The sequence below is a fragment of the Cupriavidus sp. GW822-FHT02D05 genome (assembly GCF_058802485.1).
In genome coordinates this window covers 1-21,497 of sequence record NZ_JBXAOE010000022.1, presented here as the reverse complement: position 1 = coordinate 21,497, position 21,497 = coordinate 1, and the positions used below count along the sequence as shown (strand labels likewise).

Sequence of the window (21,497 nt, the reverse complement as noted above, 5' to 3'; positions counted from 1 at the left end):
CGCCTGACGTGTGGACTTGCGGGCAGTCGCCGAACGATGCCCCCGGTCTGCCACATCGCCGATACCTACGCCCTTGCTGCGTAAACATGAGGAATAGAACATGACAGATTCCACCACGCCCGATAGCACGAGGACTGCCGATTCGCCGGTGCATGTCTCGCGACTGGGGTATGTCTCTCTCGATACGCCGGATGTCGCCCGCCTCACCGAACACTACACCAAGGTGCTGGGGTTCGTCGCGCTCGACGAGTCGCCGCAGCAGGCGTTTCTCACTACCGGGGGCGACCACCACTGCATCGTTATCAACAAGGCTGAGGCGTCCCGAGGGCGCTCCATCGTTGGCTATGAGATCAACGAGGACCTGACGAGCGCGCAACGCCGCCTCGCGGCGGCTGGTCTCAAGGCCGAGCGTCGTTCTGACATCGGTCCAGGCACCCCCGATGTGCTGGTGCTGACCGAGCCAGGGACAGGGGCTGCACTGCACCTGTACCAGGAGCAGGAGCAAAGCGGCGTCGGTCTGAGCTTCGACCATCGACCAAGCAAGCTCGGACACGTCGGCGCCTACACGCCGTCGATTGCGGCAATGCGTTCTTTCTACGAGGGTGCGCTTGGCTTCCGCTGGTCTGACTCGATCAGCAACTTTTTCGTCTTCATGCGCTGCAACGCCGATCACCATGCGGGCGTCTTCATGCAGAGCGACACGATGTCCGGCATACACCATATGGCCTACGAGGCGAGAGATCTGACGCATCTGCAGGGGATGATCGACAACCTCGTCAAGCATGGGATTCGCTTGAACTGGGGACCTGGTCGCCACGCCGTGGGTCATAACATCTTCGCTTACCACGACGATCCCGACGGTAACCATATCGAATTGTTTACCCAGCTCGATGTCATGCTCGACGAGGACAAGGGCTACTACGAGCCGAGGCCCTGGCACGAGTATTTCCCGATGCGCCCGACCACGTGGGAGGCCAATCCGGTGTCCATGAACCTGTGGGGACCGATTCCTCCCGGCGGGCCCATTAAGCGATAAGGCGCGGAATCCGTGCAAACGGACGAGGCACCGGCCTGCAAACGACGCAGGCAGACCAACGACATGACATCGAGAAAGGGCAACAACATGAGTTCCTGGAGTCTTATCACCTATCGCCTGGAATCGGCTGGACGCGAGACCGAGGTAGCTGCGATCCGTCGTGCGGACGGCCGCGTCGTGGTCCCCGATGCGCTGCGGCCTTATCCAGGCCTTTTCCATGCGCTGAACGACTGGGATGCATTGGCGCCGATCCTGCGTGACATCGATCCGGATGCGCTGGAGCCTCTGGAGGGTAAGGAACTGCTGTCCATCCGCCATCCGCGCAAGGTACTGTGCGTGGGCGCGAACTATCGCGACCATATTGCCGAGATGAGCGTCACCGAAATTCCCGAAGGATGGCAGCCATACTTCTTCCTGGTCCCACCGACCACGGCTCTGGTCGGCGACGGCGACACCGTGCCGATCCCCGCCGATCCCGCCTTCGCGGTCGACTGGGAGGCCGAATTGGCGGTGGTGATCGGGCGCGGTGGGCGCGATATCCGTCCCGAGGATGCCTTCGGCCATGTGGCCGGCTATGCCTGCTTCAACGACATCACCGCACGTGGGCTGCTGCGCCGCAAGGTCGCCATCGCGCCGCCGTTCCAGTTCGACTGGACGGCCTGCAAGGGCTTGGACGGATTTTCCCCGCTCGGTGCGGTCAAGCCCGCCTGGCAGGTCGGCGATCCGAACGATCTGCGTATCCGATGCCTCGTCAATGGCGTGGTCAAGCAGGATGGCAGCACGGCCAGTCTGATTACAGGTATTCCCGAGATCATTGCAGCCGCTAGCCGTTACTTCACCCTGGAACCCGGCGACGTGATCGCCACCGGCACGCCCGCAGGTGTTGGCCATACCCGTGGCGAGCGGCTTGTCGATGGCGACGAGGTTCGCGTCGAGATCACCGGTCTTGCGCCGTTGCGCAACATCATTCGGGAGCGTCAGGCGCAGACTGCGCGTTGATTCTCTGCCAGGTGTGCGCGCTTCGCACATGCCCAGGCGACCTGAAAAAACTATTAGAAAGGTGAGACGTCATGAATGGGAAAACTCCTTCCATCGCAGTTGTCGGTGGCGGCCTTGGCGGGCTGGCCACGGCCATCGCTTTGTCTCGCGTTGGCTTCGAGGTTGACGTCTTCGAGCGCGCCCCGCAACTGGGCGAGGTCGGGGCGGGCATCAACATCAGTCCACAGGCGGTTAAGGCTTTGTCGGCGATCGGTCTGGGCGAGTCACTGGCGTCAGTGGGCAATCCGGTGACAGGCTACATCCAGCGGTCGCTGTATTCCGGTGAGTCGCTGGCCGAGACGCGGTTCGCCGATCCTGGCACCACCGTCGGGCGTTATGGCGCACCGTACTACGCTTTCCACCGGGCCGATCTGATCGGCGTTCTGTCTGGCGCCATCGATGCCGGCCGGATCCACCTCGGGCACTCGCTCGTTGACCTTTCGGAAGGGCCGGGCGGAATCACGCTGGCGTTTGCCAATGGCCGTACGCACACGGCCGACCTGGTGATTGGTGCCGACGGCATCCGCTCGCAGGTGCGCGAGTATCTGTATGGCCAGGACGAGGCACAGTTCACGGGGCAGATGGTCTGGCGCGCGCTGATCGATGGCAGCCGATTGCCCGAGGGGTTCCTTGGCCCGCACGGCTTCTATGGCTGGATCGGCAAGGGCATGCACCTGATGACCTATTACCTGCGCGGCAGCAAGATCATCAATATCACCACGCAGGCCGACGCGGACGGGTGGGTGGCGGAGAGCTGGACCACGCCCGGCGATCCGGATGAGATGCGCAGCAGCTTCGCGTGCCCGACCGCCGATCTCAACCGCTTGCTGGGCGAAGTGACCGAGTGCTCGAAGTGGGGCTTGTTCGGGCGCCAGCCTTCGCAGAACTGGGGCCGCGGCAGGATCCAGTTGATCGGAGATGCCGCGCATCCGATGCTGCCAAATGCCGGGCAGGGCGCGGCGCAGGCATTCGAGGACGCCTATGTGCTGTCGCGCTGGCTCGATGCCGGGCGCGGCGATCCCGAAGCGGCCCTGGCCGGATTCCGCAACGTGCGTATTCCGCGTGCGCATGCCGTACAGCGGCAATCCCTCATCAACAGCCGGCTCGTGCACGCTGGCGACTGGGAAAAGCGGCAGGAACAGTTCCGGGCGCGTGAGCGTGCGGGGGATACCCCGCTTGGGCTGGGCTGGATCTATGGCTATGAGCCCGAGCAGGAATGGAACGTACGGCAGGAATACCCGCTGTCGTTCGGAGAGCCGATCGACGCCTGATGCTCATGGGAGCCTGGAGCTGCCGCTGGCTTGCTTCGGGTCTCTTGGTGACTGACGGGAAAATGGGCGCTCACACAAGGATTGCGGTCATTCAAAAACCGGGAGAAAGATGATGTTTCAGACGATGGAATTGGGTTCGGTTATTACCAACAGGAGTCATGCATGAACAGGCGGCGTATTCTGGTCCGGGGCGGACATGTGGTCACGGTCGACCCCAAGCTCGGCGTCATTCCAGATGGTGAGGTCTTGATCGAGGACGATGTGATCGTCGCCGTCGGGCGTGATCTGGGCGTGAGCGATGCGGAAGTCATCCACGCCGAAGGCGGGATCATCGCGCCGGGTACCGTCGACACCCATCGCCATACCTGGCAGACTCAGCTTCGTGGCTGCTGCGGCTCTATTTCGCTGCAGGAGTACATCAGCGGCTTCTGGGCCGATTCCACCCCTTCCTACACGGCAGAGGATGCGCGGCTTGGAACCCTGGTAGGTGCGCTCGAAGCGCTCGACTCGGGCGTGACCACCCTGCTGGACTACGCCCACATCACCAACACGCCCGAGCATGCCGATGCTGGCGTGGACGCGCTGGTGGAGTCTGGCATCCGTGGCGTCTATGCCTACGGCCTCGGCCAGTCCAACATCTTCGCGCCGCCCGACTACGATCGCATGGCCGATTTTGCACGGATTGCCAAGGAGCGGTTCTCCTCGTCCGGACGGGTGACCTTGGCGGCCGCCCTGTCTGAGATCGGGCTATCCCCGATTTCGGTGAATCTTGCCCAGAAGCGCCTTGCCGATGAATTTGGCGCTGTGTCGACCGTGCACATCGCCACCAGCAAGGCCTTGCCATCGGGCGTGCCACAGCTCGCCGCGGCCGGCGTGCTGGATTCGCGCGTGATCCTGGTGCACGCGACCGCGCTTCAGCCGTCCGACTGGAAGCTCGTTGCGGAATCCGGAGCCTGGCTCTCGACTACGCCGGAGAGCGAGATCAACATGGGCATGGGCCGGTTAGCCATCAACGAGGCGATCCGATACGGCCTCAAGCCGACCATCGGGGCCGATATTGTTTCGCTCAACGGTGGCGACATCCTGACCCCGACACGTCAGGCGCTGGGGTTCGTGCGATGGGCGGACGCGGAGCCGCTGCTCGCCCAGGGCCGTGACGTCTACGGCATGACCATCAATCCTGCGGATGCGCTGAAGTGGGCCACGATCAACGGCGCCGAGGCAGTCGGTCTCGGCGACCGTACTGGCAGTCTGACCCCGGGCAAGCAGGCCGATCTGATCGTGGTGGGTGGCCATCACATCGGTGTGCGACCGGTGAACGATCCGGTGGCGCAGCTCGTCCTGCAGACCCATGCCGGACTCATCGACACGGTGATTGTTGGCGGCCGCATCGTCAAGCGCGATGGTCATCTCGTCGGTGTCCAGCTCGCATCGCTGCTGGCTCGGCTCGACGAATCCGCGCAGAGGGTCAAGGCTCGCATGGCTGAGCGCGCTGCAGCCAGGGTGCCGATTCCCGCCGACGTCATCGCCGGGTTCCCGCACTGGGTGCAAAAGAACCTTGCCAGCTGATTTGCCCACGGAGTGCGCTCATGGCGGATAACGCGATGATGGATCGTACGGCGATCTCGGGCGTCGGATGGACCGCGATTTCCAAGAAGAGTGGCCGCAGTGTGCTCTCGCTGGCCACCGAGGCTGCGCTACACGCGATCGCGGATGCCGGGCTCGAGCCGGACGACATCGATGGCTTGGTGACCTACTACTGGGGCATGCGTGATACGCCGGCGCCTGCCGAGCTGGCCAACAGCCTGGGGCTTGGCGCGTGCCGCATGTCATTCTGTGACAGCAGCGGCGGAGCCTGGGCGGCGTCGGCCATCGCGGCGGCTGCAATGGCCGTGTATTCCGGCATGTGCCGGCATGTGCTGGTTTACCGGGCCGCGAATTCCCGCTCCGAGCCCGGCTTTCTGCCGGGTCTGGACACGTGGCATTCGGGGCAGCGGCAGTGGAACGAGCCTTTCGGAGCGCAGCATCCTGCGACCCTTTATGGTCCCCACGTCAGCGCTTACATGCATGCCTACGACTTGCAAAACCGTGATTTCGCCGAGTTGGCCGTGCAGCAGCGGGCGAACGCCAGGCTCAACCGCAAGGCGCTGATGACAGACGCGATCACGGTTGAGGACCACCAGAAGTCGCCGTGGGTCATTGAGCCGTTTCGCCTGCTCGACTGCAGCATATGGAACGACGGCGCGATGGCCGTGGTCGTCTCGTTGACCGAGGACGCGCGGCGGCTGCCGTCGTCGCTGGTCACGATCCGAGCAATAGAGGGGGGTACCCTTGGTGCTCCGGTGCGTTCGCGGACCGGCCCCAACCACTGGGACCTGCATGCTGGAATGCTGGCGCAATCGCTTTACCGAAAGGCTGGCATTCGGGCGCAGGACATCGACGTTGCCGAGATCTACGATCCCTTCACGGGCATGGCCCTGCTGCACATCGAGCAGTTCGGCCTCGTGCCGCCGGGTCAGGCTGCGGCGCGAGTCCGCAGCGGTGAGCTGGCTCTTGACGGGGTGATCCCGACCAATACGCACGGTGGCCACTTGTCCGAGGGCAACATCGCGGGTCTGGGCCACGTTGTCGAGGCCGTGCAACAGCTGCGCGAGGGCGGCGTGCGCGACGACCTGTGCACCGCCGGCCACGACTACGACCGCTGCCGTTGTCGCCAGGTGCGCAATGCCGAGTTCGCGCTAGTCGGCAGCGAATCCGGCGACAGCGCGCTGATCCTGAGGAGGGGGGCATGACGTCTCCATTGCCACCGGGCGTTCGCCCGGACCCCGACAGCGCGGCCTTCTGGGCGGGCTGCCAGCGGCGCGAACTGCTGGGCCAGAAATGCGGCCAGTGCGCGACCTGGCGCTGGCCGCCTCGCGAGTATTGTCCTCGTTGCCACGCCGCCGATCCGGTATGGGAGCGTCTTGTCGGCACAGGCGTGATCGTTGGCCACGTGGTCAACCACCGCGTGATGGACCCGGCCTTCGCCTTGCGCACGCCACTGCCTATCGTGCATGTGCGGCTGGATGGAACCGACGGCGAGATGGTGCTGACATCGAATCTGTTACCCGGGCAATGGCCACAGGCGGAGGTCGGTAAAGCCGTGATGGTGCGATTCGTGCGTGTGCGCAGCGACCTCATCCTGCCGCACTTCACCATCGATTACCTGAAGCAGGCGCGGCCAGGGTAGGCGGCAGGCTCGGCTTGGCCGTGGATAAGAGACCGCGAGAGGCGGTGCGCGGATGTACGAGCGCCTTGCGCGGGCGATTTTCTGATCATTGGGAGTGTGTGTGGGAACACAGGCAGATTCAGACAGCATTCTGGTAGACGACCTGGTCGATGCCAATCACATTTTGTATAGCGAGGGCGTGCTTGACGGATTCGGCCATGTCAGCGTGCGGTCAGACAGTGATCCCGGGAGCTTCTTCATTGCACGCAGCATGGCGCCGGCGCTCGTGGGAGCGGAGGATATCCTGAGGGTCGATCTGGATGGTCAGGTGGTCGGGCAAAGCGGCATGCAGACCTACGTGGAGCGGTTCATTCATACCGAGATCTATCGGTCACGGCCAGACGTCAAAGCTATCGTCCACAGCCATTCCCCTACGCTGATTCCATTCGGGGTGACGGGCACGCGCTTGCGACCGGTATGCCACACCTGCGGCTTTCTCGGCGGTGAGGGCTGTCCCGTCTTCGAGATTCAAGACGTGGCAGGGGATGGCTCCGATCTCCTCGTCAGAAATCCCGTCCTGGGGCAGGGACTGGCCGCGTCGCTGGGGAGATCTACGATCGTGCTGATGCGTGGACACGGCAGTACCGTGGTGGGCGAGTCGCTGCGCCAGGCGGTGCATCGGGCCGTCTACGCGGAGCTCAATGCCCGCCTGCAATTGCAGGGGATGGCGCTGGGCGAGGTGCGCTATCTCACCGACGAAGAAGCGAGAGCCACCGATGCAAGCACGAATGCCCATCTGGACCGGGCCTGGGTGCTCTGGCGGAACAAGGCGCGCCGGCTCGTGAAGGAACTCGCGCCGCAGGATGGCCGGTAGATTTACTCGTTGGCCTTGTGCTTTGCATCGTGGAGGCGAGCGCTGAGCCACTTTCAATGATTCAAGGTAGATACAAAGGAGTCAGGTAATGGGTAACGGGACAGACAAAGAGAACATCGATCGGATTTTCCTCGAGGCGCGCAGCTTTAATGCATGGACCGATGCACCTGTCGAGAGGGAAAAGCTGGTCGAACTCTATGAGCTGATGAAGTTCTGTCCGACCAGTTCCAACACAAATCCGCTGCGTATTGTGTTCGTGAGCGGACAGGAAGGCCGCGAACGCCTAGCAAAGGCCATGCTGGGCAGGAACGCTGACAAGGTTCTCGCTGCGCCGGTGACGGCGATACTCGGCTATGACACTCGCTTCTTCGAGCGGCTGGATGTCTTGTTTCCCCATGATCCGACGCGGGCGAAAATGTTCACGGACAGTCCTGCTCTGTCCGAAGAGACGGCGTTTCGGAATTCTTCAATGCAGGCAGGGTATTTCATCGTTGCTGCTCGCGCGGTTGGACTCGATTGCGGACCGATGTCGGGGTTCAGGCATGACAGCGTCGACCGAGATTTCTTCCCCGACGGACGTGTGAAGACTAACCTCGTTTGCGCGCTGGGCCGCGGCGACCCACATCGAGAAATGTGGGATCGGCTCCCTCGGCCGTCTTTCGACGAGGTGTGCTCGTTCGCATGAGATTTCACGCCGGACCGGGCATACGCACCGCCAGCGCCGGGCGGATACCATTGCGGCAAGCAGCTTCATTTCCATATCGGACACACTAAAGGAGTCTCTCTATGCCAGCACCGTCCCGCCAACCGGAATACGGAGTCAGCCCCATCTTCATCGACCGTTGGTCGCCCCGTGCATTCACGGGCGAGAGCATCAGCGAGGAGGAACTGCTGACCATCATCGAGGCAGGCCGCTGGGCGCCTTCGGCCTTCAACCTGCAGCCCTGGCGTTTCATCTACGCCCGTGCGGGCACGCCGGCCTGGCAGCCGCTGTTTGCCACGCTCAACACCTTTAACCAGAGTTGGGCAGAGCGCGCGTCGGCCTTGCTGATCATCGCGTCGGCCAACAGCGCTCAAATGCCGGGCGCAGCGGCGCCCGTGTACAACGCAAGTCACGAGTTCGACACGGGATCTGCTTGGGGTTACGTCGCCTTGCAAGCCACTTTGCTGGGCTGGCATGCCCATGGCATCGCCGGCTTCGACAAGGATTTGGCACGCAGCAGCCTTGGCATTCCGGCCGATTACACAGTGCAGGCCGCAGTTGCCATTGGCCGCCGCAGCGAAGACAAGAGCTTCCTGTCCGCGTCCCTACAGTCGCGCGAAGCACCCAGCGCGCGGCTTGCCATGAAGGCCATCGCCGTAGAAGGGAAATTCGGTTTCGAAAACTGACCTGCTAGTGAGTTGGGTGGGGATTCGTGCATTGACTCCAGCGTCATGTCTGGGCTGATATTGTTTCCTATGACGTCAAGCCGATGAAAGCCGATCTCATTTTTGATGCGGTCATTGTGACGCGGCTATTAAATGCGCTCTCTTCGATCGAGTTGGCGGTCGGATGGAGCGCCGCTATCGCGGCGGCACGTCAACGTGACAAAGCTGTGCTCAGCATCTACGCCGCCTGCATCGTGCGTACGCGCTGCCGCTACGTCTTGAACCGAGAATCGGCTTGCGCGGAGAGCAACCGCACATTGGTCTGCTCCCCCAACCGCGGGCTAGATTCCCAGGTTTCGCACCCCTTCCTGTCGAACGATGCGAGTCCGGTGACGCGACGCGCATGGCGTCGATTGGCGTTGGGATGCGACCCGGTGCACAGTGAGTTGCTCGCGCAGCATGCCCTGCTTGAAATCAACTTGCGCCGGTCCGTTGGGTTCGGGCCAGTTTTTTTCCCGCCAGCATGGCGCGAACCGAGGAGCTGTCGACAATGGCGCGCGCCATGTCGAGTTGGCCGCGACGGCGCAATTCGGACAGTGGTGTCTCGTGGATGCGTTGCCAGACGCCAGCCTCCTGCCATGCAAGCAGCCACCGCCAGCATGCGGTGCCCGAGCTACAGCCCAACTCTTTCGGCAGTAGATTCCAGGCGATGCCAGAGCGCAGAACGAACACGATGCCAGTTAGCACCGCTCGGTCTGGCGTCGGCTTGCGCCCTGCATATCGGCGGTTGCGCGGCGCTCGCGCCGGCAGCAACGGTTCGATGAGTGACCACAGTTCGTCGTCTATCAGCTCTCCGGGCATCGCTTCCTGTCAGGCAAAACAAGACAGGAAGTTAACACCGGCTCGAAAAACCTAACAGACCCTATGGGTAATTTCGCAACAGCTTCTAAGGGAGAAACTTAAGCGGAGTACCCGTGAGAGTAAGCGTGCCGATGCGAGGCATAGGGGCGGAGTCATGCGTAGTAGGCCCGCATGGAGTCCCCCTTTTTCGCATCATCAAACGCCAGTTTGCCCACATGAAGGGCGCTACCGTGGCTTGACTGAGCAATCTGTGGATGGAGCGCCGTCGACTGCAGCCGAGCACCAAGGGATGAGTGCGCCGGTATTTGGGCCGGCGACGCGAAACGTGGGTGATAGCGCCGGTGCCAATCCTGAACCTGGTGTCGAAATCTGACCGAAGATCTCATCAATTTCATCCGACCACGCTCGCACGGTCAGCACGACTCTCATGACGTCGTTTTGAACACCATCCCAAGGTTAGTAGACGCGGATGCCCGCTTGCCCAACAATCTCGGCTGCTTGGTCAGCAGAGATGATGGCGCCCTTGAATGAAGCTACGGCAGTGGTCAGGTTTAACCCGCCGATGTCGGCCAGGCGAAGGTCGGCGCCATCAAAGCGCGCTTGCTTCAGATTGGCGCCACGCAGACGGCCTCCGTCGAACACGGCATCCCGGAAATCGCAGCCCGCGAGGTCGGCGTCGGACAAGTCAATTTGCTCAAGGCGTTGTTTACGAAACGATAAGCCGCGAAGGTCGCAGCCGACGAGAAGGCTGCTATGGAAGACTAAGCCAAGGGTAGTGGCTTCGCGAAACCGAGCGCCTGTTAGCTTTGTTTCCGTGAAGATTGTGCTAGCTAGCCGTGCGCGTTCCCACTGCGTGTTGTTAAGGTCGCAGCTGCAAAACCTCGCTTCTGTGGCGTCCGCCATAGTAAAGTCAGCGCCCGCGGCCTTGTTGCGCATCCACTTTGATTCGACAAGATTAGTTTTCCTTAACAACACGCCCACGAATGTGCACATCAGAAACTCGACGGACGAGAGGTCTAGTCCACTGAAATCTTGATCATCGAAGTCGCATCGCTCGAAACGGAGCTGGGACGGACGCTCCGAAAGAATCTCGAGGAGGCCGTCGCGGGAGAACCTCGTGTTTGACAGGGTGCGGGGAGATGGTGCGAGCATGCAGTTTGCCGAATGAGCGTCAAGAAACGTTAAGACGCGTTGGGGAGGGGCGCGGTAATGTACCGGCGGTATCTCACGGTATGTGCCAGGCGGTTAAAGCGCTAACGCATGGCTCTGTCGCACATTTCCAGAAGCAATGCGAGTAGACGCGCTTTCCGGGGGCCATCGAAATCATAGACCTCGAACATTTCCGCAAACCACATTCCATCTCCTGTGAGTCGGCATATTAGGAGTTGATCTTCATTCGCCGCGCCCGCGTCGTCATGCTTAAGGGCCTTAGTCATTCTGTGGCTCCATTTCTCACGACAAGAGGGGAGCGTCAACGCCAGCATTGCTATGGCACGCTGTGTTCCGATGGCATTGTCGTAAGTTGTGCTGTGGAAACATGTATTAATGTAGGCTCGAGCGTATTTGCCAGGATCGTCTGCCTCAGCAGCCAGCGCGCGTTGATAGTTTCTGTCGAATTCCTCGAAAAGTTGCTCGCTCAGTGCCTCGAGCAGGGCATTCTTGCTGCGGTAGTGATACTGCAGCCCTCCCTTGGTCACTCCGGCGCCCTGTGCGACCAAGTCGAGGGTAACGGAATCGGGCCCGTGCGAGAGCAGCAACTCTCGCACTACCGATAGGCATTGGTTACGAATAAGTTCAGGGTTCTTGAGGCGCCTGTTTGCTTCGGACATAGAATAATAAATCCATCCGGAAGGATTTATTATTCTATCATCGCTTTAGTCTTCTTCGGAAATTTGCTCGGGTGAGCGATGAGCGGGTCCCGATACCGAGCGGCTGCGATCCGAGTACACCGAGCGATCCCACCTCTCGCTCGCTCTAGCTATGCTAGGCGCCGGCGAGCCCGTCGTGACAGGGCTATGCGGCGAGGGCGAAAAAGCCAAGATCCTGCGACTTCAGTGGGCGCAGCACGGCGGCGTGGCCGACGCAAACCACCCGGCTTATCGCGAGCACTTCCTCCCTCACTGCGGGATGGGAGAAGTTACGGAAGAAAGTGCCGATATCCGCGTCGAGCGGCGCGATGTACGGGAAATGGCGCCGATTTTGCGTACTCTGCGATCAAGAACTTCGCCCGCTTTGCCGAGCCATGCCAGCGCGCGGCCTTGGAGCGCCGCCAGCACACCCTGACTGCGGCACATATTTGGGTTGGTCGATGCCTACGGCGTGCTGGCGCTGGCGGAGCAGCGCACCCAAAACCCCAAGGGGAGCATAGGGGCATTACATCATCGTCTTCTATCGGTTATAATGCGAATACGTCTTATTAGCATTTGAACTGGCCGCCTGTCGGCAACCAAGGGAAGTCATGTCGGTCGCCGAGCCTGCCTTGCAGCACGAATTACATGCCCTATACAGCCATCACCACAGTTGGCTGCTTACCTGGTTACGCAAGAAGCTGAGTTGCTCACACCTGGCGGCAGATCTGGCGCACGATACCTTCGTGCGCGTGCTCAGCAAGCGGGAGGCGGTCGCCATGGCCGAGCCACGGGCTTACCTGGCCACCATTGCGCGCGGGCTCGTGGTGGATTTCTACCGGCGCCGCGCGCTCGAACGCGCTTACCTGGATGTCCTCGCCACCTTGCCGGAACCGCAACTCCCCTCGCTGGAAGAGCGCGCCATTGTGCTCGAGGCACTGATGGCCATCGACGGCATGCTCGATGCGATGAAACCGCCGGTGCGCCAGGCTTTCGTGTTGTCCCAGTGCGAAGGCCTGACATATGCTGAAATCGCGCTGAGGCTTGGCGTGAGCCTGCGCACCGTCAACAACTACATGATCAAGGCGCTCGAACAGTGCTTCCTGCTGGCGCCGTGAGCGGGCCGCACGCGGCCGAGCCCAATGCCGACACGGTGCGGCGCGAAGCCATCGCGTGGTATGTCCGCCTGTGCTCCGGCGCGGTCGGCGCGGCGGAGTACCAGGCCTGGCAGCAATGGCACGCCAGGCATGCCGCCCACCAGCGCGCGTGGCAGCGCTTGGAGGCCATTCGCGATGTCATGCGCCAAGTGCCCGCCGGCATCGCGGTGCCGGCGCTGACGGCGGCGGGCCGGCGCCGGCGGCGCGGGCTCAAGAACGTGGCTGTGCTCGTGTGCATGGGCTCACTGGCGGCGGCATCATATCGCTGGTTGCGCGATGGCGAGTTGGCGCCGGCGCTGCTGGCGGACTACAGCACCGGCGTGGGCGAGCGCCGTAGCGTGGCGTTGGCCGACGGCTCGCACTTGATCCTGAACACCCGCAGTGCGGTCGATGTGACGTTCGGCGCTACACGGCGGCTGCTGCGGTTACGTGCCGGCGAAATCCTGGTCGAAACGGCCCGCGCCGGCATACGCAGGCCGCGCGATGCGCGCCCCTTGCTCGTCGGCACGGCACACGGAAGCGTGCGGGCCCTGGGCACGCGCTTTACTGTGCGCGTGGAAGATGACCGCACCAGCGTGATGGTGTTGGAGAGTGCCGTGGAGATCCGCGCCGGCGCTGGCGGGTCGCTGCTGCTGCGCGCGGGCGAGCAGGCCAGCTTCACGCGCGAGCGCGTTGGGCCGATCCATACTGCCGATCCTGCCGCCGCGTCCTGGGAAGACGGCAGCCTGGTCGTCAACGACTGGCGCCTCGAAGATATCCTGGCCGAACTGCGCCGCTATCGCAGCGGCCGGTTGGCCTGCGATCCGGCGGTGGCTGCGCTGCGGGTTTCCGGCGCGTTCCCACTCGACAACACCGACAAGGCGCTGGCCGTCCTCGCCAGGACACTTCCCATCCGGATTGCGTCGCTGACGCGGTACTGGGTCACTGTCTTGCCGTTGTAGCTCGGGTGGCATCGATGCGCGCGGCGATCTTGTTTTCCGCCTGGATCCGGCTTGCCGCGCAAGGCGTGGCTGCCTGCGCGGTGCTAGCGCCGCAACTGGGATTCAGCAGTACAGAGCCGGCTGTGCCCAGTAGCCAATCAGGCCGGTCGTACCACGTCGAGCCCGGTCCGCTGGCGACGGCGCTGGGCCGCTTTGCCGCTGAGGCAGGTGTGGCGCTATCGTTCGATCCCGCTAACGCGTACGGGCTGCGCGCTGCGGGGCTGGCCGGCAGCTACACGGTGACGGCGGGCTTTGCCGCCTTGCTGGCGGGCTCCGGCCTGGAAGCGGTGGCGCTGGGCGACGGCGCATACACCTTGCGCCAGCTGGCGGCGCCAGCGCCGGCGCAGACCGATCCACTCCTGCCCGCCGTGACCGTCAGCGCGGGCGCCATCCAGGGCTACCACGCCAGCGCCAGCGTCACCGCCGGCATGATGACGATACTGGCGTTGGAAGACGCGCAGGTAGTCAACGTGATCACGCCGGCGATGATTGACGATTTCCGCGCGCGCTCGCTGGACGATATCGCCCGCTTTGCCAGCGGCGTGGTCCAGAGCAATACCTACGGCAACACCGAGGACGGCCTGATCAAGCGCGGCTTCGGCACCAATACCGATGGCTCGGTTCTGCGCGACGGCGCGCGCAGCGCCAGCCAACACAAGTTCAGCGCCACCACGGAGCGGGTCGAGATCCTCAAAGGCCCGGCATCTCTGCTTTACGGCGTGATGGAGCCGGGTGGCGTGATCAACGTTATCTCCAGGCAGCCACTCTCTGCTTTTCACGCAGAGGCGCGTGCGGAAACCAGCAGCTATGGCGGCGGCACCGTCATGGCGGATGTGACCGGGCCGGTGGCGAACAGCGGGCTGGACTACCGGATGATCGCGGAGCGCGGGCATGAGGACTACTGGCGCAACTTCGGTGCCAACGTGCACACGCTGCTGGCGCCGTCTCTGCGCTGGACCGGCGGCAATACGCGGATCCTGCTGGCCTACGAGCGCAACGACTACACGCAGCCCTTCGACCGGGGCACGGTATTTGTCGACGGTAAGCCCGTCGGCACCGGCTACCGCCAGCGCTTTGACGAACACTGGGCCGTGGCCGATGGCCACAATGAAAACCTCAGCCTGCAAGTTGAGCGGCGCCTGGCCGGCGACTGGAAAACCCGGCTGCACTACAATTGGAGCAAGAGCCTCTACGATGACAGCATGGCCAGGCCGGTGGCGCTGTCCGGCGCGGGCATGCTCACGCGCCGCAGCGACGGCAACCGGGACGTGCACGAGACCATCCACTACCTCGACTGGAGCGTGCAGGGCCATCCCGTGGTGGCTGGCGTGCGCCACGACCTGGTGGTGGGCGCCAATTTGGAGCGCAACGGCGAAACCCGGGGTGACTCGCTGCGCGGCGCTGTCAACGGCGCATTCGATGTGTTCGACCCGGCGTACGGCAACCTGGCGGCGCCGGCGGTGGTGGACGAAGCAAGCAGCGGCTATGTGTCGCGCATCGCGGCATCCGCGCTGTATCTCAAGGACAACTGGCACCTGGGCGAGCAGTGGATGCTTGCGTTGGGGGCCCGCTACCAGCGCCTGCACCAATACCAGGGTATCGGCCGGCCGTTCGTGCCGAGGACCGACGACAGCCTGCAGGCCTGGCTGCCTTTCGCTGGCCTGGTGTACAGGCTCACCCCACAGGTCTCGCTGTATGGTAACTACAGCCGCTCGTTCGTGCCGAACCGTGCCGCTACGCAGACCGGGCAGGGATTCGAGCCCGAGCAAGGGCGCAGCTTCGAGGCCGGGGCGAAGCTCGAACTGTCCACGGGACTGGCGGGCAGCCTGGCTGTGTATGACATCCGCAAGCGCAATATCGTAGTGGCCGAAGCCGATCCCCAAACCGGGCTGAGTGTCAGCCGCGCGCTGGGCAAGGCCGGCTCGCGCGGTGTGGAGCTGGATGTCAGGGCACGGCTGGGCCCGCGCTGGGAACTGGTCGGAGCCTATGCCTATACCGATGCCCGGGTGCTGGAAGATCCCGTCACGGCGGGCAACCGCCTAGTCAATGTGCCGCGCCACGCGTTCAGCCTGTACGCCAGCCACCGGCTGGACCTGCCCGCGTTCGCCGGCCAGTGGCGCATCGGCGGCGGCGCGCGCTATGTCGGCAGGCGCGCTGGCGATGAGGCCAACGCATTCTGGCTACCCGGCTACGCCATCGTCGACCTGTTCCTGCGCTGGGAGAGCCGGCTGGGCGGCTACAGGACGCGGCTGCAAGTCAACGTCAACAATCTGCTCGACCAGGCTTACTATCCGTCGAGCGCCGGCGCGCTGCGGGTCAATGTGGGCGCGCGGCGCGAGGCGCGGCTGCTGGCAAGCGTCGCCTTCTGAGCTCGCGCTCCGCGCCGCGCGAATTTCTCGCGCGCATTTGCACGTTTTCTGTTCTCGTCCGGCTTACCAGGTAGGAGCTCGGCGGAGCAGGGCGTGGTGCATAGGAGCCACGCCGCTCGCCGCGCCCTCGGGGCGCGCGCTCGCATGGCCGCTCCCGTTCGCCGGCCGAAAGACAACCTAGGAAATCATGATGTTTGCCGTAGCGCTTCGTCGCGCGCTGATCACGCTTGCCCTGATCGAATCGACTGCCCCCGCGCTTGCGCAAACCGCCGCGCCGGAGGCGGCGGCTGCCCCGAACGACCTGCCCGCCGTCAACGTGGTCGGCAACATCGCCAACGGATTCGCGCCGGTCCATGCGGAATTGGGCATGTACCGCGGGCTGGACATGCTCGATATCCCTGCTACGGTCAACGTGGTGCCGCGCGAGGTGCTGGACGAGCAGGGCGCCACCGGCCTGCACGACGCGCTGCGCAACGTGGCCGGCGTAGTGCGCCAGCAGCAAAGCGGCATTGCCTACGACCAGCTCTCGGTACGTGGCATCAGCCTCGACAACCGGTCGAGCTATATGTTCAACAGTGTCCTGCCGTTCGACAATAATCTCCCGATCCCGATGGAGGACAAGGAGCGCATGGAGGTACTCAAGGGCGCCGCGGCGCTTTATTACGGCTTTGTCGATCCGGGCGGCGTGGTCAATATGGTGACCAAGCGCGCCGGCGCCAACCCGGTCACGGCGCTGGCGTTTTCCACCGACAACAACGGTTCGTCGTTGGCCCACATCGATCTGGGCCGGCGCTTTGGCGAGCGCCAGCAGTTCGGCGTGCGTGTCAACGCACTCACCAACAACGTCCATACGCCGATTGACGGCGACAATGGCTACCGCCGTATGTTCAGCGCCGCGCTGGACTGGCGCGTGACCGACAGCCTGACCCTCAAGTACGATATGGAGCGCATCCGCGCCCGCATCACGGAGCAGGCGGGTATCGTGCCGCAGAACGCGGTCAACGGCGTCATCACGCTGCCCTCAATCCCGGACCCTGGGAGGCTGCTGTCCATGAAGGGCAAGGACACACAGTCCGAGGCCACCACGCATTTGCTGCGAGCCGACTACGCCTTCAATGAAGGCTGGACCGCCAGCCTGAGCCTGGGCCAATCCCGCACGCGGCGGGACCGCTGGCTGTGGATCTTCGACAACTACAATGTCAAGACCGGCGCCGGCACCTTGTACGGTGCGGACCAGCCGGGGCAGGATTACCTCAACCAGAACGTGCGGGCCGAAGTCAACGGCGTGTTCAAGACCGGCCCGATCGGGCATGACGTGCTGATCGGGGCGAGCCAGAACCGGCTATATCAGCCGAGCTTCGAAACGTCGATGTACCGAGCCTCCCAGAACCTGTACGACCCGGTCGAGATCACCTCGCTGCAGCGCGCGCCCAACGGCAGCAAGAACACGCAGCGGGACCGTTCCTTCTATGAGCAGACCGTGCGCAACGGCGGCGTATTTGCCCTGGACCGCATCACTCTGAACGAGCAGTGGCAGGTGGTGGGCGCGTTGCGCTACAGTAAGTACACCATCGACCAGCGCAATAGCGCGTCCTACGAGGCTTCGGCCACATCGCCGGCGGTCAGCGTCATCTACAAGGCCACGCCGCGTATCAGCCTGTACGGCAGCTATATCGAGGGGCTGGAGTCTGCCGGCACGGCGCCCGTCACTGCCGGCAACGCGGGGCAGTCGCTGCCCGCCGCCGTCAGCCGGCAAAAGGAGATCGGCATCCGCTCGCGTGTCTTTGGCGACCTGCTGGCATCGGCCGCCTACTTCGAACTAGGGCGGCCGTCGGCTAGCACGGGCAGCGACGACATCTATTCGCTCAACGGCAAGGAGCGCTATCGCGGGCTGGAGTTCTCGCTGCAAGGCAAGCTGACGCGCGATCTCTCCGTGCTGGCCTCGCTGATGCTGCTCGATGCCAAGGTCATTTCGTCGACCAGCGCCAACCTGGTCGGCAAGACGCCGGAGAATACGCCGCAGCGCACCGCCAGCGTGTTTCTCAGCTATCGCGTGCCGCTGTTGGCGGGTCTGAGCGTCAATGCGGGTGCCTATGCGGTTGGCTCGCGGCCGGTCAATAACCTGAACCAGGCCTATATCGGTGGCTACACTACCTTTACCGCCGGCGTCAGCTATACCACCAGGGTTTACGGTACGCGGGCAACGGTACGGGCGAATATCGACAACCTCAGCGACAAGCGCTACTGGAGTGCGGCGGGCAGCGGCCAGATGGCTGTAGGCATGCCGCGCACCGTGACCCTCGCCTCGGTCTTCGAGTTCTGAGTTTCCCGAACGTCTCCATCTGATTCTTTACAAGGATTTCCCATGCAATTTGCCCCCTATGCCAAGTCCTTGCTGACGCGATTCACTGCCTCCGCCGCACTCGGCATGCTGATGCTGATCGCGGGCGTTGCACCAGCGCAGGCGCAAGACAACGGCAAATCGGTGCTGTATGTCACCCGCCTCAAGCAGGATCCCAATGCCTCGGAGCGACACCGTGAACTTCAGCAAAAAGGGCTGGAGAGCGACTCCAGGGTCCGCGCGCATCTCGAATCCCGTGGTTTCCGAGTCACCATGGCGGACCAGGCTGCGGCACCTGATGCCGCACGCAACTACGACCTGGTAATTTTGTCGTCGGTGGTGCAGTCTCGCGAGATGGCGGACACCGCCTACCGCAATCTACCGGTTCCGCTGGTGACCTGGGAGAACGACCTGCTCGACTCGCTGCGCCTGACAGGGCGCAGGAAGGGCGTGGACTACGGCGAGGTCGAGAAAGAGCACTACATCCGCGTCGTCAATGCGCCGCATCCACTGGCAGCGGGGCTGCCGGCCGGCAAGACCTACGTCTATCCGCGTGACGTGGCGATGGGCTGGGGCACCCCTGCGCGCAGCGCCATCGTGATCGCCACGTTGCCGGGCGATCCCGACAAGGCGGTGGTGTTTGGCTATGAGCAGGGCGCAACCATGGACTATGACTTCATCGCGCCGGCGCGCCGTGCGGCGCTATTCCTGGACAACCTGACCTTCGGACAACTCAGCACGCAGGGTGTGCGGTTATTCGATGGAGCGGTGGACTGGGCGGTCGGCTTGCAGAAGGAGAAGGTCGCCAGGTAGCGCGTGCCGTCCCGGGGGGGCGCCCGTTTCAGTCGGGCGACTCCATGGTCGATTGCTGGTCATTCTGTCTTGGCCGGCGGAAGTACGAAACTGCTCGCACTGGACACGAGGTGAGTTGAATGGTTGATGCGGTCTGCCATTGTGAGGGGGCTACGCTCGCGGAGGGGTTGTGTTTACAATTCACCGTAGACCGGGCAGTCATGACCGGTTGCTGGCTCATAGCACCGCGTCTGTTTTGCTGACGAGGCTGTAGCCGCTTAGCCCAGCCTTGCGACGTAGCGGCGCCAGCGATTGGGGCGACCCATACCAACAGGCGCTTGGCCCCGTCGCCGCGTGAATCTCAGATCAAGGATGGAGCTACCGCGAGTTTGTCAATACCCACATCTGAGGCGACGCTTGTCCAACTCGCCGCCAAGTGGAGAATACTGTACCGGCTGCTTCGAAAGCAGGGACGCCGTCGTCGGCTCCGTCGTTCGCAGCTTTGGTGTGAAATGACTCGCCTCGCTCTGATGGGATGTCATCACCGATTGCGGGACCCTTCACAACCGTGGTGTACTTTATGCGAAACTTCAGAATCGTGTTGCTCGTTTTCATGTCTTGGCGGTATGCCGATTGACTTGGGAGCAGAAGACCGCTGGGACGGGTACTTCAAGTATTTACTCTCTTCACCGCTGTCACTAGAGAACCAAACATGCGCATTCCGCCGGTGAAGTCGATCGTCGCGTTTGAGAGTGTCGCCAGAACGAAGAGCGTAGGCCGGGCGTCCGAGGAGTTAGGTCTGACCGCGTCGGCAGTGAGCCATCAGATTGCCAATCTCGAGTCCATCGTTGGCCAGCCGCTGTTCTTTCGACAAGGACGGGGGCTGGCCCTCACTCCTATTGGTGAGCAATACCTGCGCGACGTCACGGGGGCGCTTGCAGAACTGAACCGCGCCACGGAGCGCGCATCCAGCCAGGCCGAAGTCGACATACTCAGGGTGCACTCGAGTCCGAGTTTCGGCCTGATGTGGCTGCTGCCGCGGCTTGAGTCGTTTCAAGCCGACAATGGCGACATCCAGTTGAATTTATCCTGCTCCTATGAGGACATCTCGTTCACTAGCGGCTACTACGACATCGATATCCGATACGGCTATGCGCATTGGCGTGATTTGCAGGTCAAGACACTCCGCGACGAGTTCATCGCCCCTCTGGCGTCCCCAGAGTATCTTGCCGAGCACCCCGTTCGTAGTCCGGCTGATCTGCTTGAGCAACGCCTGATCTTCTCAGAGACGCCTCTTGTCCAGTGGCAGCAATGGTTCGCCAGGTTCGGCGTCTCAAGTCAGCCCCAAGCGTTTGATTTTTCCTTTGACCGCTCGTACATGTCACTGGAGACGGCGGCCCTTGGCATCGGCGTGGCATTGGAAAGCATGTTGCTGGCGTCAGTGCACCTCCGGAAGGGAACGCTGGTACCGGTCTTTGACCATACGCATGCCGTGGAAGTGGGAGCGCACCATATCGTCTGCCCATCACAGAATGCGGACTTGCCTCGGGTTCAACGATTTCTGGACTGGATCGAGCGCGAACGGAAGTCAACTGCCGGAAAAATGGCGGGAGCTTAGCCCACGCTTTGCTTGGCCTATTTCTCGCTCAAAGCCGGAAATTGTGCGGCGCACCATTCCCGTTTTTGCTGAACCGCGTTTCTCATCTGAAAATTTCTCAGCAATAGCTGAGATGGACTGCATTGATCAGCGCTGCCCGAGGCACCACACTCGAATCATCATTTCAATAATCAGGAGACAGACATGATGCTCGAGAACAAGGTTGTGATCGTAACCGGCGCCGCCTCCCCCCGCGGCATCGGCAGGGCAACGGCAAGCGCCCTTGCCGCGCAGGGCGCCAAGGTGGTGGTCCTGGACCTGCGGCAGGCTGACGCTGAGCGCGCAGCGCTGGAACTGGGCGCAGGCCATCTCGGCCTCGCATGCGATGTGACCGACCGCGAGGCCTGCCAACTGGCAGCACGCGCCACCCTGGAAAAATACGGCCGGATCGATGGCCTGGTCAATAACGCGGGGATTACGCAGCCGGTACGGACACTGGACATCCAGCCCGCCAATTTCGACGCCGTGGTCGATGTGAACCTGCGCGGCACGCTCCACATGTCGCAGGCCGTCCTCCCGCAAATGAAGGCGCAAAGGCGCGGCAGCATCGTTTGCATGTCGTCTGTCTCCGCGCAACGCGGCGGCGGCATCTTCGGGGGGCCGCACTACAGCGCGGCCAAAGCGGGCGTACTTGGCCTTGCACGTGCCATGGCCCGCGAATTCGGTGGCGACAACATCCGCATCAACTCCATCACGCC

18 protein-coding genes and 1 pseudogene are annotated in these 21,497 nt (G+C 62.9%); 16 read left to right on the top strand and 3 right to left on the bottom strand.

All coding sequences use genetic code 11. The features are described from left to right. The first annotated feature begins 100 nt into the window (after positions 1-100). The 9 genes from AC1RQK_RS26680 (at position 101) to AC1RQK_RS26640 (ending at position 8,816) form a co-directional block, all read left to right on the top strand. A complete protein-coding gene (locus tag AC1RQK_RS26680; RefSeq protein WP_492812060.1) occupies positions 101-1,036 on the top strand; it encodes a VOC family protein in 936 nt (311 codons plus the stop codon). Positions 1,037-1,048: 12 nt separating this feature from the next. After that, on the top strand, positions 1,049-2,035 hold the full coding sequence (locus AC1RQK_RS26675; protein WP_492812058.1) for a fumarylacetoacetate hydrolase family protein: 987 nt from the start codon (positions 1,049-1,051) through the stop codon (positions 2,033-2,035). Positions 2,036-2,106: 71 nt separating this feature from the next. Next, positions 2,107-3,345, top strand: coding sequence for an FAD-dependent monooxygenase (locus AC1RQK_RS26670; protein WP_492812056.1), 1,239 nt, complete (start codon positions 2,107-2,109; stop codon positions 3,343-3,345). Between the two features lie 162 nt (positions 3,346-3,507). After that, positions 3,508-4,914 (top strand): amidohydrolase family protein, encoded by a 1,407-nt coding sequence (locus tag AC1RQK_RS26665; protein ID WP_492812054.1) that lies wholly within the window; start codon positions 3,508-3,510, stop codon positions 4,912-4,914. 20 nt (positions 4,915-4,934) lie between these two features. After that, the gene (locus AC1RQK_RS26660; protein ID WP_492812052.1) at positions 4,935-6,137 is read left to right on the top strand and encodes a thiolase C-terminal domain-containing protein; all 1,203 of its coding nucleotides are present in this window, start codon (positions 4,935-4,937) and stop codon (positions 6,135-6,137) included. Continuing rightward, the gene (locus AC1RQK_RS26655) at positions 6,134-6,574 is read left to right on the top strand and encodes a Zn-ribbon domain-containing OB-fold protein (protein ID WP_492812050.1); all 441 of its coding nucleotides are present in this window, start codon (positions 6,134-6,136) and stop codon (positions 6,572-6,574) included. The genes AC1RQK_RS26660 and AC1RQK_RS26655 overlap by 4 nt, the downstream gene beginning before the upstream one ends. Before the next feature lie 100 nt (positions 6,575-6,674). Beyond that, the gene (locus AC1RQK_RS26650) at positions 6,675-7,427 is read left to right on the top strand and encodes a class II aldolase/adducin family protein (protein WP_492812048.1); all 753 of its coding nucleotides are present in this window, start codon (positions 6,675-6,677) and stop codon (positions 7,425-7,427) included. An 88-nt stretch (positions 7,428-7,515) separates the two neighbouring features. Further along, positions 7,516-8,112, top strand: a complete 597-nt coding sequence (locus tag AC1RQK_RS26645) for a malonic semialdehyde reductase (protein WP_492812046.1) — start codon at positions 7,516-7,518, stop codon at positions 8,110-8,112. A gap of 101 nt (positions 8,113-8,213) precedes the next feature. Continuing rightward, a complete protein-coding gene (locus AC1RQK_RS26640) occupies positions 8,214-8,816 on the top strand; it encodes a nitroreductase family protein (protein WP_492812044.1) in 603 nt (200 codons plus the stop codon). Positions 8,817-9,270: 454 nt separating this feature from the next. Here the strand turns inward: AC1RQK_RS26640 and AC1RQK_RS26635 are convergent. From AC1RQK_RS26635 to AC1RQK_RS26625, 3 genes and pseudogenes are all read right to left on the bottom strand, one after another. Beyond that, positions 9,271-9,656 (bottom strand): annotated as a pseudogene (locus AC1RQK_RS26635) (transposase); the annotation flags it as partial. Positions 9,657-10,112: 456 nt separating this feature from the next. Continuing rightward, entirely contained in the window at positions 10,113-10,808 is a 696-nt protein-coding gene (locus AC1RQK_RS26630; RefSeq protein ID WP_492812042.1) for a pentapeptide repeat-containing protein, read from the bottom strand. A 101-nt stretch (positions 10,809-10,909) separates the two neighbouring features. Beyond that, positions 10,910-11,485 (bottom strand): TetR/AcrR family transcriptional regulator, encoded by a 576-nt coding sequence (locus AC1RQK_RS26625; protein WP_492812040.1) that lies wholly within the window; start codon positions 11,483-11,485, stop codon positions 10,910-10,912. 629 nt (positions 11,486-12,114) lie between these two features. On the opposite strand from AC1RQK_RS26625, the gene AC1RQK_RS26620 reads away from it, so the two are divergent. From AC1RQK_RS26620 to AC1RQK_RS26590, 7 genes are all read left to right on the top strand, one after another. Then, positions 12,115-12,621, top strand: coding sequence for a sigma-70 family RNA polymerase sigma factor (locus tag AC1RQK_RS26620; RefSeq protein ID WP_492812038.1), 507 nt, complete (start codon positions 12,115-12,117; stop codon positions 12,619-12,621). Further along, positions 12,600-13,601 (top strand): FecR domain-containing protein, encoded by a 1,002-nt coding sequence (locus AC1RQK_RS26615; RefSeq protein ID WP_492812036.1) that lies wholly within the window; start codon positions 12,600-12,602, stop codon positions 13,599-13,601. Before AC1RQK_RS26620 ends, AC1RQK_RS26615 begins: the two co-directional genes overlap by 22 nt. A 122-nt stretch (positions 13,602-13,723) precedes the next feature. Then, entirely contained in the window at positions 13,724-16,009 is a 2,286-nt protein-coding gene (locus AC1RQK_RS26610) for a TonB-dependent siderophore receptor (protein WP_492812034.1), read from the top strand. A 187-nt stretch (positions 16,010-16,196) separates the two neighbouring features. Beyond that, positions 16,197-18,332, top strand: coding sequence for a TonB-dependent siderophore receptor (locus AC1RQK_RS26605; protein ID WP_492812032.1), 2,136 nt, complete (start codon positions 16,197-16,199; stop codon positions 18,330-18,332). 105 nt (positions 18,333-18,437) lie between these two features. Continuing rightward, positions 18,438-19,163, top strand: coding sequence for a hypothetical protein (locus tag AC1RQK_RS26600; protein ID WP_492812260.1), 726 nt, complete (start codon positions 18,438-18,440; stop codon positions 19,161-19,163). A gap of 691 nt (positions 19,164-19,854) precedes the next feature. Continuing rightward, positions 19,855-20,760, top strand: a complete 906-nt coding sequence (locus AC1RQK_RS26595; protein WP_492812030.1) for a LysR substrate-binding domain-containing protein — start codon at positions 19,855-19,857, stop codon at positions 20,758-20,760. Between the two features lie 183 nt (positions 20,761-20,943). Further along, positions 20,944-21,497, top strand: a 554-nt coding sequence (locus AC1RQK_RS26590) for an SDR family NAD(P)-dependent oxidoreductase (protein ID WP_492812028.1), incomplete at its 3' end; no start/stop codon positions are given.

Excerpts from the sequence above, each read along its gene's own strand:
- AC1RQK_RS26680 (WP_492812060.1), top strand. The coding sequence starts at position 101 with ATGACAGATTCCACCACGCCCGATAGCACGAGGACTGCCGATTCGCCG.
- AC1RQK_RS26670 (WP_492812056.1), top strand. The coding sequence starts at position 2,107 with ATGAATGGGAAAACTCCTTCCATCGCAGTTGTCGGTGGCGGCCTTGGC.
- AC1RQK_RS26665 (WP_492812054.1), top strand. The coding sequence starts at position 3,508 with ATGAACAGGCGGCGTATTCTGGTCCGGGGCGGACATGTGGTCACGGTC.
- AC1RQK_RS26660 (WP_492812052.1), top strand. The coding sequence starts at position 4,935 with ATGGCGGATAACGCGATGATGGATCGTACGGCGATCTCGGGCGTCGGA.
- AC1RQK_RS26655 (WP_492812050.1), top strand. The coding sequence starts at position 6,134 with ATGACGTCTCCATTGCCACCGGGCGTTCGCCCGGACCCCGACAGCGCG.
- AC1RQK_RS26645 (WP_492812046.1), top strand. The coding sequence starts at position 7,516 with ATGGGTAACGGGACAGACAAAGAGAACATCGATCGGATTTTCCTCGAG.
- AC1RQK_RS26640 (WP_492812044.1), top strand. The coding sequence starts at position 8,214 with ATGCCAGCACCGTCCCGCCAACCGGAATACGGAGTCAGCCCCATCTTC.
- AC1RQK_RS26630 (WP_492812042.1), bottom strand. The coding sequence starts at position 10,808 with ATGCTCGCACCATCTCCCCGCACCCTGTCAAACACGAGGTTCTCCCGC.
- AC1RQK_RS26625 (WP_492812040.1), bottom strand. The coding sequence starts at position 11,485 with ATGTCCGAAGCAAACAGGCGCCTCAAGAACCCTGAACTTATTCGTAAC.
- AC1RQK_RS26620 (WP_492812038.1), top strand. The coding sequence starts at position 12,115 with ATGTCGGTCGCCGAGCCTGCCTTGCAGCACGAATTACATGCCCTATAC.
- AC1RQK_RS26605 (WP_492812032.1), top strand. The coding sequence starts at position 16,197 with ATGATGTTTGCCGTAGCGCTTCGTCGCGCGCTGATCACGCTTGCCCTG.
- AC1RQK_RS26600 (WP_492812260.1), top strand. The coding sequence starts at position 18,438 with ATGCTGATGCTGATCGCGGGCGTTGCACCAGCGCAGGCGCAAGACAAC.
- AC1RQK_RS26595 (WP_492812030.1), top strand. The coding sequence starts at position 19,855 with ATGCGCATTCCGCCGGTGAAGTCGATCGTCGCGTTTGAGAGTGTCGCC.